The organism is Micromonospora sp. WMMD1082, assembly GCF_029626175.1.
Taxonomy (GTDB): domain Bacteria; phylum Actinomycetota; class Actinomycetes; order Mycobacteriales; family Micromonosporaceae; genus Micromonospora.
The window spans coordinates 1,841,787-1,857,336 of the sequence record NZ_JARUBM010000002.1; the positions used below are offsets into that span (position 1 = coordinate 1,841,787).

At 72.7% G+C, this 15,550-nt stretch carries 17 protein-coding genes; 9 read left to right on the plus strand and 8 right to left on the minus strand.

Going from position 1 to position 15,550, the window contains the following annotated elements; all coding sequences use genetic code 11:
* Positions 1-312: 312 nt before the first annotated feature.
* The 9 genes from O7615_RS08620 (at position 313) to O7615_RS08660 (ending at position 9,730) form a co-directional block, all read left to right on the plus strand.
* The gene (locus tag O7615_RS08620; protein ID WP_278176848.1) at positions 313-1,113 is read left to right on the plus strand and encodes a helix-turn-helix transcriptional regulator; all 801 of its coding nucleotides are present in this window, start codon (positions 313-315) and stop codon (positions 1,111-1,113) included.
* Positions 1,104-1,295, plus strand: coding sequence for a DUF397 domain-containing protein (locus O7615_RS08625; protein WP_278176849.1), 192 nt, complete (start codon positions 1,104-1,106; stop codon positions 1,293-1,295). Before O7615_RS08620 ends, O7615_RS08625 begins: the two co-directional genes overlap by 10 nt.
* A gap of 37 nt (positions 1,296-1,332) precedes the next feature.
* Positions 1,333-2,517 carry a methyltransferase domain-containing protein gene (locus tag O7615_RS08630; RefSeq protein ID WP_278176850.1) on the plus strand — a complete coding sequence of 395 codons (1,185 nt, stop codon included), beginning with the start codon at positions 1,333-1,335 and terminating at the stop codon, positions 2,515-2,517.
* 186 nt (positions 2,518-2,703) lie between these two features.
* Complete coding sequence (locus tag O7615_RS08635; protein ID WP_278176851.1) at positions 2,704-3,792, plus strand: substrate-binding domain-containing protein; 1,089 nt, start codon at positions 2,704-2,706, stop codon at positions 3,790-3,792.
* Between the two features lie 101 nt (positions 3,793-3,893).
* Positions 3,894-4,712, plus strand: coding sequence for an ATP-binding cassette domain-containing protein (locus O7615_RS08640; RefSeq protein ID WP_278176852.1), 819 nt, complete (start codon positions 3,894-3,896; stop codon positions 4,710-4,712).
* Positions 4,709-5,968, plus strand: coding sequence for an ABC transporter permease (locus tag O7615_RS08645; RefSeq protein WP_278176853.1), 1,260 nt, complete (start codon positions 4,709-4,711; stop codon positions 5,966-5,968). Before O7615_RS08640 ends, O7615_RS08645 begins: the two co-directional genes overlap by 4 nt.
* 29 nt (positions 5,969-5,997) lie before the next feature.
* Positions 5,998-7,179: an ROK family transcriptional regulator gene (locus tag O7615_RS08650; protein WP_278176854.1), complete on the plus strand. Its 1,182-nt coding sequence runs from the start codon at positions 5,998-6,000 to the stop codon at positions 7,177-7,179.
* A 151-nt stretch (positions 7,180-7,330) separates the two neighbouring features.
* A complete protein-coding gene (locus O7615_RS08655) occupies positions 7,331-8,068 on the plus strand; it encodes a DUF4142 domain-containing protein (protein ID WP_278176855.1) in 738 nt (245 codons plus the stop codon).
* An 18-nt stretch (positions 8,069-8,086) separates the two neighbouring features.
* Positions 8,087-9,730, plus strand: a complete 1,644-nt coding sequence (locus tag O7615_RS08660) for a copper resistance protein CopC (protein WP_278176856.1) — start codon at positions 8,087-8,089, stop codon at positions 9,728-9,730.
* A 13-nt stretch (positions 9,731-9,743) separates the two neighbouring features.
* Here the strand turns inward: O7615_RS08660 and O7615_RS08665 are convergent, their stop codons facing one another.
* From O7615_RS08665 to O7615_RS08700, 8 genes are all read right to left on the minus strand, one after another.
* Positions 9,744-9,998 carry a hypothetical protein gene (locus O7615_RS08665; protein WP_278176857.1) on the minus strand — a complete coding sequence of 85 codons (255 nt, stop codon included), beginning with the start codon at positions 9,996-9,998 and terminating at the stop codon, positions 9,744-9,746.
* A 10-nt stretch (positions 9,999-10,008) separates the two neighbouring features.
* Positions 10,009-11,055: a tRNA (adenosine(37)-N6)-threonylcarbamoyltransferase complex transferase subunit TsaD gene (gene tsaD, locus O7615_RS08670; RefSeq protein ID WP_278176859.1), complete on the minus strand. Its 1,047-nt coding sequence runs from the start codon at positions 11,053-11,055 to the stop codon at positions 10,009-10,011.
* 6 nt (positions 11,056-11,061) lie between these two features.
* Positions 11,062-11,529 (minus strand): ribosomal protein S18-alanine N-acetyltransferase, encoded by a 468-nt coding sequence (gene rimI, locus O7615_RS08675; protein WP_278176860.1) that lies wholly within the window; start codon positions 11,527-11,529, stop codon positions 11,062-11,064.
* The gene (gene tsaB, locus O7615_RS08680; RefSeq protein ID WP_278176861.1) at positions 11,526-12,203 is read right to left on the minus strand and encodes a tRNA (adenosine(37)-N6)-threonylcarbamoyltransferase complex dimerization subunit type 1 TsaB; all 678 of its coding nucleotides are present in this window, start codon (positions 12,201-12,203) and stop codon (positions 11,526-11,528) included. Before tsaB ends, rimI begins: the two co-directional genes overlap by 4 nt.
* Before the next feature lie 68 nt (positions 12,204-12,271).
* On the minus strand, positions 12,272-13,120 hold the full coding sequence (locus O7615_RS08685; RefSeq protein WP_278176862.1) for a maleylpyruvate isomerase family mycothiol-dependent enzyme: 849 nt from the start codon (positions 13,118-13,120) through the stop codon (positions 12,272-12,274).
* An 81-nt stretch (positions 13,121-13,201) separates the two neighbouring features.
* Positions 13,202-13,906 (minus strand): uracil-DNA glycosylase, encoded by a 705-nt coding sequence (ung, locus tag O7615_RS08690; protein ID WP_278176863.1) that lies wholly within the window; start codon positions 13,904-13,906, stop codon positions 13,202-13,204.
* 60 nt (positions 13,907-13,966) lie between these two features.
* Positions 13,967-14,449, minus strand: a complete 483-nt coding sequence (gene tsaE / locus O7615_RS08695) for a tRNA (adenosine(37)-N6)-threonylcarbamoyltransferase complex ATPase subunit type 1 TsaE (RefSeq protein WP_278176864.1) — start codon at positions 14,447-14,449, stop codon at positions 13,967-13,969.
* Positions 14,446-15,549, minus strand: a complete 1,104-nt coding sequence (locus O7615_RS08700; protein ID WP_278176865.1) for an alpha/beta hydrolase — start codon at positions 15,547-15,549, stop codon at positions 14,446-14,448. The genes tsaE and O7615_RS08700 overlap by 4 nt, the downstream gene beginning before the upstream one ends.
* Between the last annotated feature and the right edge of the window lies 1 nt (position 15,550).

Genomic DNA, 15,550 nt, shown 5'->3' on the forward strand with positions numbered 1-15,550 from the left:
GGTTTCGTTGCCGATCGGCATGCCGACCGGCGTCAATCTGCCACATGCCACCGGGCGGGGCCGTCGTCGCGGGTGCCGGTCCGCCTGGCGTTCAACCCCCGGACACCAGGGCCCGGGCGTTGGCACCCTCAGGGTGAGAGTGCTAATCGCAGGTTATTCCTCGGCTAGCACTCCGTCAAGGAGAGTGCCAACGCCACCCACTCCGTGTCGCCACTGTTCCGCCAGGGTTGACCACAACACGCCGACAATCACTTCCCGTCGCGTAACCAACCGCCTACCCTCCGGCGCGACCACATCACGGAGGGCGGACCGATGACCGACATTCCCACCCTGGGCTTCCTGCGCGACCAGTTGCGCCGGGCCCGCCAGCTGCACGGGCTCACCCAGGAGGAGTTGAGCAAACTGATCAACTACTCCGCGTCGTCGGTGAGCGCGATGGAGACCGGCCAGAACCAGCTCAGCGCCGACTATCTGGCCCGGTTCGACAAGGTGCTGGAGACCGGCGGCCTGTTCATCGGCATGCTGGGGCTGATCCGGCTGCACGCCGAGCCGGACTGGTTCCGGCCGTGGGGCGAGATCGAGCGGGAGGCCGTCGCGCTGCGCTGGTACGACCCGGCGGTGATTCCGGGCCTGCTCCAGACCGAGGCGTACGCGCGGGCGATGCTCCGGGCCGGCCCTTTCCTGACCGACGACGAGATCGAGAAGCGGGTGCTGGCCCGGCTGGCCCGGCAGGAGGTGCTCGCCCGCGACGAGCCGCCGCAGCTCGTGGTGGTGCTGGACGAACAGGCACTGCGCCGGCAGGTCGGCGACCGGGCGACCATGCGCGAGCAGCTGGAGCACCTGCGGAGCATGGCCGACCGGCCGAACGTCCAGGTGCGGATCGTCCCGGCCGAGACGCCGTGGTACATCGGGCTCAACGGGCCGTTCGTGCTGGCCCGGCTCGCCGACGGCACCGAGGTGGCGCACCTGGACAACCAGCTCCGGGGCCACACCGTGGACAGCCCGAACGACCTTGCCGCCCTGGGGCGGCAGTGGGAGACTGTGGCCGGTGAGGCGCTGCCGCGCCGGCAGTCCGCCCGCCTGATTGAGGAAGTGGCGAAGTCATGGACCTGACCCGCGCCGCCTGGCGCAAGTCCTCCCGCAGCAACAGCAACGGCGGCGCCTGCGTCGAGGTCGCCGACAACCTGCCCGGTGTCGTCGCCGTCCGCGACAGCAAGGACCCGACCGGCCCGGTGCTCGCCTTCACCCCGGCAAGCTGGCGCGCCTTCGTCGCCGCCCACCACACCACCACCTGATCCCCGCCCGACCGATCGCGGTCGGGAGAATGGGTGGGTGGATCTGGAGCAGCTGGGGGCGTTGCGTACACCTGAGGGGTTGGCGGCGCTCGACGCGGCGGCCCGGGTGGCCGACGGCGACCCGCTGACCGCGGCGAGCGCGCTCCGCTCGGCGGGGGTGCCGGCCGGGTTGGCGGCGGCGGCGCTGACCCAGGTGGAGCTGCGGCGCAGGGCGGCCGGCAAGTTCGGGCCGGCGGCGGGCGGGATGTTCTTCACCCGGCCGGGCCTGGAGCAGGCCACCCGGCAGGTCGTCGCCCGGCGACGGGCACAGCGGCTGCGGGCCGCCGGGGTGACGAGCCTGGCCGACCTCGGCTGCGGGCTGGGCGCGGACGCACTCGCCGCCGCCCGCGAGGGCATCCGGGTGTACGGCGTGGAGGCCGACCCGCTCACCGCCGCGCTGGCCGAGGCGAACGCGCAGGCCGCCGGGCTGGCCGATCTCGTCACCGTCGAGTGCGCTGACGCGACCGCGTTCGACGTGACCCGGGTCGAGGCGGTCTTCTGCGATCCGGCCCGGCGCCGGGCCGGCACCGGCCGCCGGATCTTCGACCCCAACTCGTACTCGCCGCCCTGGGACTTCGTCACCGGCCTGGCCGAACGGGTGCCGCGGACGGTGCTGAAGGTCGCTCCCGGCCTCGACCATGCCCTGATCCCGCCGGGTGCCGAGGCGGAGTGGGTCAGCGTCGACGGCGACCTGGTCGAGGCCACGCTCTGGTGCGGCGAACTGGCCCGGGTTCCGCGCCGCGCGACGGTGTTCACGCAGGGCGGCGCCCACCACCTGACCGGCAGCGGGACGGTGGAGGCGGCCGTCGGGCCGGTGCGCCGGTTCGTGTACGACCCGGACCCGGCGGTGATCCGGGCCCACCTGGTCGCCGAGCTGGCCGCCGACCTGGACGCCTCGCTGGCCGACCCGACCATCGCCTACCTCTACGCCGACCGGGCCACGCCGACCCCGTACGCCCGCTGCCTGGAGGTGACCGACGTGCTGGCGTTCTCGCTCAAGCGGCTGCGGGCGCTGCTGCGGGAACGCCGGGTCGGCCGGGTGGAGATCCTCAAACGCGGCTCCGCGCTGGAACCGGAGCGGCTCCGGCGTGACCTGCGGCTGGCCGGCGACCAGCCGGCCAGCCTGGTGCTGACCCGGGTCGCCGGAGCCCCGACGGTGCTGATCTGCCGCCCGGCGTCCTGACCGGCCAGGCCCTCGGCCCGGAGAGCCGGTTGGCGGCAGGGTGTCGGTCGCGTTGCCGAATTGTTACCGCCGACAACAAACTCGTCACCACCACACCCTTGTGCTGGCGTGTGGCGCGGAATACGTTGCCGGACACAACAAAAACAACACACCGACACCTTCCCCACCCTCGAAAGGACCCTGCACATGCGCAAGGGCTTCCTCGCCGTCGGCGCCGTTGGCCTGCTGGCCCTCGGCAGCCTGACGGCCTGTGGTAACGACGACGATCAGGCCGGCAGCGACCAGACTCCGAAGATCGGCGTGATCCTGCCGGACAGCAAGTCCTCGGCCCGCTGGGAGGGCGCGGACCGCAAGTACCTGGAGGCGGCGTTCGAGGCGGCGGGCGTCGACTCGGACATCCAGAACGCCGAGGGCGACAAGACGCGGTTCCAGACCATCGCCGACCAGATGATCACCAGCGGCGTCACCGTGCTGATGATCGTCAACCTGGACTCCGGCACCGGCAAGGCCGTCCTCGACACGGCCAAGTCCCAGGGCGTCGCCACCATCGACTACGACCGCCTCACCCTCGGCGGCTCGGCGGAGTACTACGTCAGCTTCGACAACGAGGCCGTCGGCAAGCTCCAGGGCGAGGGTCTGGCCAAGTGCCTGACCGACCAGGGGGCCACCAACCCGGTCGTGGCGTACTTGAACGGCTCGCCGACCGACAACAACGCCTCCCTGTTCAAGAACGGGTACGACTCGATCCTCAAGCCCAAGTTCGACGCGAACGAGTACACCAAGGGCCCGGACCAGGACGTGCCGGACTGGGACAACGCCCAGGCCGCCACGCTCTTCGAGCAGATGCTGACCCAGACCGGCGGCAAGATCGACGGTGTGCTGGCCGCGAACGACGGCCTCGGCAACGCCGCCATCTCCGTGCTGAAGAAGAACAACCTCAACGGCAAGGTCCCGGTGACCGGCCAGGACGCCACCCCGCAGGGCCTGCAGAACATCCTCGCCGGCGACCAGTGCATGACGGTCTACAAGGCGATCAAGCAGGAGGCGGACGCCGCCGCCGAGCTGGCCATCGCGCTGGCCAAGGGCGAGCGGCGGGAGACCGGGCAGACGGTGACGGACCCGGAGGGCGGCCGTGACGTGCCGTCCGTCCTGCTCACCCCGACGGCGATCTACAAGGAGAACGTCAAGGACGTCATCGCCGACGGCTTCGTGACCAAGGACGAGGTCTGCACCGGCGACTTCGCCAAGCTCTGCACCGACGCGGGCATCAGCTGACCGCACCCCGCCTGGGCGGCGCCGCCCGGCACGGCAACCCCGTGCCGGGCGGCGCCGCCGCTGGACGGGCCCCGATCTCCCTCCGTGACTAAGGAGAACCCGTGTCCGCGACCCCTCTGCTGGAGCTACGCGGGATCGACAAGAGCTTCGGTCCCGTCCAGGTTCTGCGTGATGTGGCCTTCGCCGCCTACCCGGGCGAGGTGACCGCGCTCGTCGGCGACAACGGCGCCGGCAAGTCGACCCTGGTCAAGTGCATCAGCGGCATCTACCCCACCGACGCCGGCGAGTTCGTCTTCGACGGCCAACCGGTGAGCATCAACAGCCCGCGCGACGCCGCCGCGCTCGGCATCGAGGTCGTCTACCAGGACCTCGCGCTCTGCGACAACCTCGACATCGTGCAGAACATGTTCCTCGGCCGGGAGAAGCGCAGCGGCATCGTCCTCGACGAACCGACGATGGAACAGATGGCGGCCGAAACCCTGGCCGGGCTCTCCGTACGCACCGTCAAGTCGCTACGCCAGCACGTCTCCAGCCTCTCCGGTGGCCAGCGCCAGACCGTGGCGATCGCCAAGGCGGTGCTCTGGAACAGCAAGCTGGTGATCCTGGACGAGCCGACCGCCGCGCTCGGCGTCGCGCAGACCGCCCAGGTGCTCGAACTGGTCCGCCGGCTGGCCGACAACGGCCTGGCGGTGGTGCTCATCTCGCACAACATGAACGACGTCTTCGCCGTCTCCGACCGGATCTCCGCGCTCTACCTCGGTCAGATGGTCGCCCAGGTGAAGACCACCGACATCACCCACGCCCAGGTGGTCGAGCTGATCACCGCCGGCCGCTCCGGCAATCTCGGGCTCGCCACCGAACCGGCCACCGATGACAACGGCGCGGCGCCGGCCGACAGCACCGCAGGAGGCGTCTCATGAGCACCACGGCCGTCAAGCAGAAGGGGCCGGCCGCCGTCGCGCCGACACCCACCGTCGGCAGCCACCTCCACGGCTACTGGCAGCGGGTCCGCGGCGGCGACATTGGCGCGCTGCCCGCGGTGGCCATGCTCGTCGCGCTCTGCGCGGGCTTCTCGATCGCCCGGCCCAACTTCTTCACCGCGGGCAACCTCGCCAACCTGTTCACCCAGGGCGCGGCCGTCACCCTGATCGCGATGGGTCTGGTCTTCGTCCTGCTGCTGGGTGAGATCGACCTGTCGGCCGGTTTCGCCAGCGGCGTCTGCGCGGCGGTGCTGGCCAACGTGGTCACCGTGCTGGGCTACCCGTGGTACGTCGCGGTGCTCGTCGCCGTGTTCACCGGCATGGTGATCGGCACCACCCTCGGCTTCCTGGTCGCCAAGGTCGGCATCCCCTCCTTCGTGGTCACCCTCGCCGCCTTCCTCGCCTTCCAGGGCGTGGTGCTGCTGCTGATGGAGGCCGGCCGGAACATCTCGGTGCGTGACCCGGTGATCGTGGCGATCGCCAACCGCAACCTGCCGCCGGTGCTCGGCTGGGCCCTCGCCGCGCTCGCGGTCGGCGGGTTCGCCGCCGTACAGCTGGCCCGCCACCGCAAGCGCAACCGACGTGGCCTGGTCAACGACCCGCTCGCGGTGGTGCTGGCCCGCATCGGCGTGCTGGCCCTCGTCCTCGGCATCGCGGTCTACGTGCTCAACCTGGAGCGCAGCCGCAACGTCCTGATCAGCTCGCTCAAGGGCGTGCCGATCGTGGTGCCGATCATCGCCCTGCTGCTCGTGCTCTGGACCTTCGTGCTCCAGCGCACCAGCTACGGCCGGCACATCTACGCGGTCGGTGGCAACAAGGAGGCCGCCCGCCGCGCCGGCATCAACGTGGACCGGATCCGCATCTCGGTCTTCGTCATCTGCTCCAGCATGGCCGCGATCGGCGGCATCGTCGCCGCCAGCCGGGCCAACTCCGTCGACCCGAACACCGGCGGCAGCAACGTGCTGCTCTACGCCGTGGGCGCGGCGGTGATCGGCGGCACCAGCCTCTTCGGCGGCAAGGGCCGGGTGATCGACGCGGTCATCGGCGGTGCCGTGGTCGCGGTGATCGACAACGGCATGGGCCTGATGGGCTACAGCTCGGGCGTGAAGTACGTGGTCACCGGCACCGTACTGCTCGCGGCCGCCACCATCGACGCGCTGTCCCGGCGACGAGCCGCGGCCACCGGCAACCGCTGATCCGCTCCACCGAAGGTAGTCACACCCCGATGCGCGTAGGACCGAGCCAGGACGAGATCCGTCGGCAGAATCTCGGCGCCCTACTGCGCTACGTGCACGTGCACGGCGCCACCACGCGGGCGGAACTGACCACCACGCTGGGGCTGAACCGGAGCACCATCGGCGCGCTCACCGCCGACCTCGCCGCGGCCGGCCTGGTGACTGAGGGGGCGCCGAGGGAAACCGGCCGGGCCGGACGACCGTCGCTGGTCGTCCGGCCCGAGTCGGACCGGGTCTTCGCGTACGCGTACAGCATCGAGGTGGACCGGCTGCGGGCCGCGCGGGTCGGTCTCGGCGGCGCGGTGCTCGACGTCCGGGAGCTGGAGCGGCCGCGCGGCCTCACCGCCGCGGAGGCCGCCCCGCTGCTGGCCGGGGCGGTCAAGGAGATGCGGCAGGCGCTGCCGGAGGGCTCCGTCTGCGTCGGCGCCGGGGTGGCGGTCTGCGGCATGGTGCGCCGCGACGACGGCCTGGTCCGGCTCGGTCCGACCACCGGCTGGGTGGACGAACCGATCGGCACCGCGCTCGGCACCGAACTCGGCGTCAACGTGCCGGTCACGGTCGGGAACGTCGCCGACGTGGCCGCCTTCGCCGAGCACGCCCGTGGCGCGGCGGCCGGCTGCGACAACGTGATCTACCTCTACGGCGACGTCGGCGTGGGCGCCGGGATCATCGTCGGCGGGCGACGGTTGACCGGGCACGGCGGGTACAGCGGCGAGGTCGGGCACATGGTGGTGGTCCGCGACGGGGCGCGCTGCGAGTGCGGCAACCGGGGCTGCTGGGAGACCGAGATCGGCGAGCACGGGCTGCTCCGGGCCGCCGGCCGCTCCGACGCCCGGGGCCGGGAGGCGATGCTGGCGGTCTTCGACGCCGCCGACCGTGGCGACGCCCAGGCCCAGACCGCGGTACGCCAGGCCGGCGACTGGCTCGGTTTCGGCGTCGCCAACCTGGTCAACATCTTCAACCCGGAGATGGTCATCTTCGGCGGCACCATGCGCGACCTCTACCTGGCCGCCGCCGCCCAGGTGCGCAGCCGACTCAACTCCAACGGGCTGCCGGCCTGCCTGGAGCACGTCCGGCTGCGTACGCCGAAGCTCGGCGAGGACGCCCCCCTGGTCGGTGCCGCCGAACTCGCCTTCGACCGGCTGCTCGCCGACCCCCTCGACGTCAGCTGACCCCGGCCACCACCACTCAACCGCGAACGGGTTTCATCAACGGTGAACTGATCGGCCGGACAATCCGTACCAGTGTGCGGACGGGCGGCCGACTGGGTACGTCCGCCCGTCGCTCAACCGATCGGTTCTCGTCCGAGGAGGCGCCGCAGACATGGCACCGCTGGATTCCGCTCGTCGCCGGCAAGGCAACCGCTCCCGTCGCTTGGCGGTGCTGCTCACCACGATCGCCGCAGCCTTCGTCGTGCTGCCCGGGGCAGCGATCGCCGCGCCCGCCGGCCAGCAACTCGCCGCCGCCGACCAGGCCCTGCTCGACGGGGTGCGGCTGGCCGGGCTCTGGGAGATGCCGGCCGGGCAGATGGCCGCCGAGAAGGGTCAGTCACCGATCGTGCGGGAGATCGGCGCGGAGATCGCCAAGCAGCACGAGGAACTCGACCGGCTCACCGTGGAGGCCGCCAACAAGCTCGGCGCCACCATCCCGAACGAACCGACCGCCGAGCAGCAGGGCTGGCTGAAGGAGATGAAGGACTCCTCCGGCGCCCGCTTCGACCAGATCTTCGTCACCCGCCTCCGGGTCGCCCACGGCAAGATCTTCCCGGTCGTCAGCGCGGTTCGGGCCAGCACCCGCAACGATGTCGTCCGGGATCTGGCCAACGCGACCAACAAGTTCGTCGGCGACCACATGCTGATGCTGGAGAGCACCGGTCTGGTCCGCTATGCGGAACTGCCGCCCGCCGCGCTGCCCGCCCCCGGCAACGACGGTCTGCTCGCCGCCGCGTCGGCCAACACCGGCCCGCAGATGAACGTCAACAACACCCTCATCTGGGCGATCTTCCTCGGCGCGCTCGGCACCGGCGGCTTCCTCACGTACCGCCTGCTCCGTCGCGGCTAGCCCGGACCGCACCACCCGATGGCTACCCGCACCCGAGTCGCTGCGCTGCTCGGGCTGATGCTGGCCACCCTGTGCGCCGCCCTGGGCCCCGCCGGCCCAGCGGCGGCGCACGCCGTCGTGGTGGCCACCACCCCGCAGCGCGACGAGGTGCTCGGGTACGCGCCGCGCGAGGTGCTGGTGACCTTCAGCGAGACGATCGCTGTGGTCCCGGGCCGGGTGCAGGTCCTCGCACCCGACGGCAAGCGGATCAACGTCGGGGAGCCGGAGGTCCGGGACCGGACCCTGCGGATCGCCCTGCGCCCCGCCGACCGTCCGCTCGGCACCTACCTGGTCAGCTACCGCGTCGTCTCGGCGGACAGCCATCCGGTCGCCGGCAGCTTCACCTTTGCCGCCGGGGCACCATCGGCGACCCCGCTGGCGCTTGCCGAGCCCGAGTCCGAGTCCCCCGCCGGGACGCTGATGCCGGCGGCGAAGTACACCGGGTACCTGGGCCTGCTCCTGGCTGTCGGCCCGCCGTTGCTCGCGGCGACCATGTGGCCCCGCCGGCGCTCCCGCCGGGGCGCGACGGTCACGGCGCTGCTCGGGCTCGGCCTGGTCGCCGCCGGCACGCTCGGCACCTGGGTCGGCCAGGCGGCCCAGGTGGTCGGCGCCCCCGTCGGGCAGCTCTCCCCGGCCGACCTGCGCGCGGTCGCGGACAGCGACGTCGGGGTGGTGCTGGCCGTACGGCTGACGCTGGTCGGGCTGGCCGCGGCGCTGCTGCCGGGGGTCGTGCGGGGCACCGCCGGCCGGACCCGTGCCGGCGCGCTGGCGGTGGTGGGCCTGGCCGGGATGGTCACCTGGCCGCTGGCCGGGCATCCGGTCGCCTCACCGCTGCCGCCGGTGAGCATCGTGCTGAGCACCCTGCACATCGTCGGGGTGACCGTCTGGCTGGGCGGGCTGCTCGCCCTCAGCCTGTTCCTGCTCCGGGGCAGCCACGAACGCGTCCTCGCCCGAATCCTGCCCGCCTGGTCACGGGTGGCCACCCTCGCGGTGGCCTGGCTGCTGGCCGCCGGGCTCGGTCAGGCCGCGATCGAACTCGGCCGGCCCTCGGCCCTGCTCGGCAGCATCTACGGCCAACTGCTCTGCGCCAAGGCCGGGCTGCTGGCCGGGATCCTGGTCGTCGCGGCCGGGCAGCGGCGGCTGATCCGCCGGCAGGCCGCCGCCGGTCAACCCCGGCGGATCGCCCGGGCGGCCGGGCTCGAACTCGCCGCGACGGCGGTGGCGCTGGCGCTGACCGCGATGCTCGTGCAGACCCCGCCGGGTCGCACCGCCGGCACCACGGCCGACGGTGCGACCCGGGAGGGTGTCGCGCAGTCGCTCACCACCGACCTGTTCACGCTCCAGTTCGACGTCTACCCGGCGGCCGCCGGCACCGCGAACAGCCTGCACGCCTACGTCTACACGCCGCAGGCGAAGGAACTGCCGGTGGCGGAGTGGACCATCACGGCCGCCCTGCCGGCGGCCGGTATCGAGCCGGTCACCGTCGAGGTCGAGGCGCTGGAGCCGCACCACGGCAGCGCCGAGATCCACTTCCCGGTCGCCGGTGACTGGACGCTGCGCGTCACCGCCCGGACCAGCGAGATCGACCGCTCCACCGTCACCACGACGGTGACCATCCGCTGACCGGGTTCACCGGTCAGCGGTCGACCTGGGTGAAGTCCCACGAGTGCGGCTGCCGGGCGAGCAGCATGACCGGCGGGTCCGGCAGCGGACGAGGGCTGCTGCGCCACTTGGAGATCACCACGACCCGGTGATCGGTGGAGGAGAAGACCTCGCTGGACAGGTGCAGCGGGTCGTGCTCGAACTCGGGCAGGGCGGTGTCGCAGACCCAGGTGATCAGCTCTGCGAGCGCGTACGGCTCCGCCCGCGCCTCCCACATCCGTACGATCACGTCGTCCTCCTCAGACGCTGACCGTGGTCAGCGGCATGGCCGAATCGGCGGGCAGGTCGAGCCGGCTCGGCGCGACTCCCGAGGCGACCAGGTGCGCGCCGAGCGCCGCCACCATCGCGCCGTTGTCGGTGCACAGGCCGGGCCGGGGAACGCGGACCAGGATGCCGTGCCGGGCGGCCCGCTGCTCGGCCAGCGCTCGCAGCCGCGAGTTGGCCGCCACTCCCCCGCCGATCACCAGGGTCTCGACGCCGCTGGTCCGGCAGGCGTCCAGCGCCTTGCCGACCAGCACGTCGCAGACCGCCTCCTGGAAGGACGCGGCGACGTCGGCGACCGGGACCGGCTCGCCGCTCCGCTGCCGGGCCTCGACCCAGCGCGCCACCGCGGTCTTCAACCCGGAGAAGGAGAAGTCGTAGCGGTGCGCGGCAAGATCCTTGGCGGCGGTCAGCCCGCGCGGGAACGCGATCGCCGCCGGGTCACCGGCCCGGGCCTCCCGGTCGATGTACGGCCCGCCGGGGAAGGGCAGGCCCAGCAGGCGGGCGACCTTGTCGAACGCCTCGCCGGCGGCGTCATCGATGGTGGCGCCCAGCGGCGTCACGCCCCGGGCCAGGTCGTCGACCTGGAGCAGCGACGAGTGGCCGCCGGAGACCAGCAGCGCGATCACCGGTTCGGGCAGCGGACCGTGCTCCAGGGTGTCCACCGCGACGTGCGCGGCGAGATGGTTGACGCCGTAGACCGGCTTCTCGGCGGCGACCGCGTACCCCTTGGCCGCCGCCACCCCGACCAGCAGCGCCCCGGCCAGGCCCGGGCCGGCGGTGACCGCGATCGCGTCGATGTCGGCGAGGGTCACGCCCGCCTCGGACAGCGCCCGCTCCATGGTCGGCACGATGGCCTCCAGGTGCGCCCGGCTGGCCACCTCGGGCACCACCCCACCGAACCGGGCATGCTGGTCCACGCTGGACGCGAGGGCGTCGGCGAGCAGCGTGTGGCCGCGTACGATGCCGACACCGGTCTCGTCGCACGAGGTCTCGATGCCGAGGATCAGTGGTTCGTCAGCCATGGCGTCTCAGTCCTGGAGGCGCTGCATCACCAGCGCGTCGGTGTTGCTCGGTTGGTAGTAGCCGCGCCGCACGCCGATCGGCTCGAAGTCGTACGTCGCGTAGAGCAGTTGGGCCGCTGCGTTGTCCGCGGCGACCTCCAACAGCACGGCACGGACGCCGAGCCGGGTGGCCTCGGCGAGCAGCGCCTCCAGCAGCAGCCGCCCGATCCCCCGGCGCTGCGCGTCCCGCCGGACCGCGATGTTCTGCACCCACGCCTCGTCGGGCGGGGCGACGGCGAGCCCGGCGTAGCCGAGCACGGTGCCGTCGTCGTCGGTCACCACCCGGTAGAAGTGCCCGTGGGACAGTTCGTTCCAGAACATCGCCGCGGACCACTGCTCGGCGCCGAAGAGGTCCGCCTCGATCGGCAGCACCTGGTCGATGTGCCACCAGCGGAACCGGGCCAGGTGCGGGCCCGCTCGCTGTCGCTCGGTCATGGTAGGACCGGTTTGCGCGCGGTGGCCGCGACCGCGTCCGGGCGGCGCAGGTAGAGCGGGGCCAGCGGATCACCGGGGGCGCCCGCGCGGATCCGCTCGGCGGCCAGGGTGACGAGCGCGCCCGCGTCCGGATACCGCGGCTCGGCCCGCAGCGGCAGGCCGAGGGCGTCGGCGTAGCGATGCGCGCCGTCGCCGACCGCGGCGCTGGCGCCCAGCTCCCGGGCCCGCTCGGCGGCGACCGCCGGGGCACCGACCTCCGGCCCGACGATCCGCTGCCCGGCACCGTCGTAGATCGCCCAGTAGATCTCCCGGCGCCGCGCGTCGCTCGCCGCCAGCACCGGCTCGCCGGCCGCCGCCGGGTGGCCGATGGCGTCCAGCGAGCAGACACCGTACGCGGGAACGCCGAGCACCTGGCTCATCGTGGCGGCGGTGACCAGCCCCACCCGCAGCCCGGTGAACGGGCCGGGGCCGAGCCCCGCGACGATCGCACCGAGGTCGGCCGGCCGGGCGCCGGCCTCGGTCAGGACCGCGTCCACCTGCGGGGCGAGCAGCTCGCCATGCGCCCGGGCGTCGACCGTGCACCGGTGCGCCCGGATCTCGACCGCGCTCGGGGTGACCTCGACCAGCGCCGCGGTCACCGCCGGGGTCGAGCTGTCCACCACGAGTACGAGCACGGTGAACCAGCCTAGCCCGCTCGGGGCCACCGAGCATCGTGCCCCCGCCGGCCGCACCGCCCGCCGGGTCAGCTCGGGTTGCGGAACTTGCGCAGGAAGGCCGGCAGCAGCCAGGGCCGGCGGCCGCCCACCCGCATGCCCCCGGTCAACACCGCCCGCACCTTGCTGACCCGGCCGAACATCACCAGGTTAAGCGTGCCGGGGTCGTAGTCGATCCGGACGTCCGGCCGGACCGACGGGTCGGGGAACGAGACTCGCCCCCGCAGCAACTGGAACCGGACCGGCTCGGTGTACGCCGAGCGGAACTCGACGACGATCCGGCGCTCACTGGGCGGCGCCCCACCGTCGACCAGCCGGCCGTAACCGTGCCGGACCACCCCGACCATGAACAGCTCCAGGTAGAGTGCCGCCTCCCGGCCCGGCAGCGACCACGGCCGCCCGGTGGCCCGGGCGACGTCGTAACCGTGGATGAGCAGCTCGTTGACCAGGTGGGCGTAGAGACCGGCCAGCGGCACCCGGGCATCACCGACCCAGCGCACCGTCTCGTCGGGAGCCCGCCCGGCACAGGCGGCCAGCACCCGATCGACGTCGGCGCACAACCGGTCGAGCAGCGGCTCGGGCCGCCGCTCGGCGAGATGGGTCAGCAGCACGTCGTTCATGTCGGCCACGGTGTCGACGGTGACCTCGCGCAGGTAGTCGTCGAAACCCGGCACCGGCAGCGGCGGATGCTCCCGGTCCACCAGGCCGACGTAGTACCAGGCGAGCGAGGCGACGTGGGCGAGGGTGTCGGCGACGGACCAGTGCGCCGTACACATCGTCGCAGGGTCCGTGGACCGGACCAGCTCGGCGAAGCGCCGGGTCTGCTCCGCCAGGGCCGTGCTCGCCAGCCGCCACTGCTGCTCGCTGACCGTCGTCATCGGGCACCCCCGGGGATCTCGTCGGCGTCGATACGGCACAGGCTACATCGGACGGTGATTACCCGGTGACTCCCCGACTGCTCAGTCGGTGGTCGTGCGCTCCCAGTCGATGGTGGGCCGGCCGGCGTCGGCGAGCGCCTTGTTGGCGGCGCTGAACGGGCGGCTGCCGAGAAAGCCGCGCGGATTCATCGGGCTGGGGTGGCCCGCTTCCAGCACCACGTGCCGCGGGTTGCCGACCAGCGCCGCCTTCTTGCGCGCGTAGCCGCCCCAGAGCAGGAACACGACGCGGGAATCCTGTGCGTCGAGCGCCCGGATGGTCGCGTCGGTGAACTCCTCCCAGCCGCGATTGGCGTGCGAGCCGGGGCTGCCCTGCCGCACGGTCAGCACCGAGTTGAGCAGCAGCACGCCCTGTGCCGCCCAGCCGTCGAGGTTGCCGCTGCGCGGCTTCGGCACGCCCAGATCCTCGCCCAGCTCCTTGAAGACGTTGCGCAGCGACGGCGGCACGGAGACCCCCTCGCGCACGCTGAAGCTCAGCCCGTGCGCCTGGCCGGCCCGGTGGTAGGGGTCCTGCCCGAGGATCAACACCCGGCAGGCCGACGGCGCGCACAGCCGGTAGGCCGAGAAGAGATCCGCCACCGGCGGGAACACCGTGCCGGTCGCGTATTCCCGGGTGATGAACTCGCCGAGCGCGGCCGTGCGGGCCGGGTCGAGATGCGGGGTGAGCGCCGCCCGCCACTGACCCGGCAGCAGCGCCGGCAGGTCCAGGGTGGCACCATCGTCAACCATCGGCAGCCTCTCACCGGTCGGATCGTCTCCGGGCACTGTAGGCACCCGGTACGACAGGTCTCAGCCCAGGGCGGCGAGGCGGTCCGCCCAGTCGCCGCCGACCGGCTCCAACTCGGCCGTCCGGGTGTCGTCGTCGTGCCGGTCGAGACGGATCCGCAGGTGCGCGTCGACCAGCTGCTCGACCAGGCCCTCGCCCCACTCGACCACGGTCACCGACTCGTCGACCGAGGCGTCCAGGTCGAGATCGTCGATCTCCGCGCGGGGATCGCCCGCGTCGCCCAACCGGTACGCGTCGGCGTGCACCAGCGCCACCCCGCGCCCGCTGACCGGATCCGGCCGGTGCACCCGGGCGATCACGAACGTCGGCGAGGTGATGTCGCCGAGCACGCCCAGCCCGGCCCCGATCCCCTGGGTCAACGCGGTCTTGCCCGCGCCCAGCGGGCCGGTGAGCAGCACCAGGTCACCGGCGCGCAGCAGCCCGGCCAGCCGCCGGCCGAAGGTGTGCGTGTCCGCGACGGTCGGCAGCACGACCCGGCTTCTCATGAGCCGTCCCGCCCGCATGTGCCGAGAAAACCGGCCAGCGCGGCGTTGACCTGGTCGGCGTGTTCCAGCATCACCACGTGCCCACTGTCGGGGATCTTGACGAACTCGGCGTGCGGCAGCCGCCGGACGATCTCCTCCGAGTGGGTCAGCGGCGTGATCATGTCCTTGTCGCCGACGATCACCAGCACCGGCGTGTCCTCCAGCGCGGCCAGCGCCGGAAACCGCGAGTGGGTCGCGAGGGTACGCAGGTAACGGGTGACCGTGTCGGCGGAGGTACGCGAGTTCATCTCCTCCACGTAGGACACCAGAGCGGGGCTCGGGCTGCGGGTGCCGAAGCCGTACCTGCGGGTCAGCAGCCATGCCACGTTGGTGGTCGACCGGCGGGCCCGGTCGATCACCGCGCCGCCGTACCGGGTGACGTTGCCGGCCATGTAGAGCACCGGCGCACCGACCCGGCCGAGCAGGGCGGGCGCGACCAGCTTCGTCTCCGCCAGCAGCCCGCCCGACGTGGCCATCAGCACGGTCCCGACCACCCGGTCGCCGAACATCTCCGGGTACAGCTCGGCCAGGGCCATGATCGTCATGCCGCCCATCGAGTGGCCGACCAGCACCAGCGGCCCGTCCGGTGCCGTCTCGTCGATCACCCGGCGCAGCGTGTGGCCGAGCGCCATCAGGTCGTAGTCGCCGCTCTCCAGCCGGCCCGACCGGCCGTGCCCCGGCTGGTCGTACGCGACGATCCGGTGCTCACCCCGCTCGGCGAGCAGGCGGCGCTGGAAGTGGAAGGTGCCCATGTCCAGACAGAAGCCGTGCACCAGCACCACGGTCGGGTTGCCCTCGACCGGCCGGGTCGGCTCGACCACCTCGACGTGGATGTCGGTGCCGTCGGGCATCTCCAGCCGGTACGCCTCGTCGTACCGCTGCTCGCCGAAGCCCTCGTCGGCGTACGGGTCGTTGGGGTCCGCCTTCAGCCGGCGGACCAGCACGCGTTCGGTGGCCACCCCGGCGGCGGTCACCGCGGCGGCCACGCCGAGCGCCGCGCCGACCAGGCCGGCGGCCTTGCCGGCCGTGGTGCGGGGCCGGGGGATGTGCAGTCCGGCCATG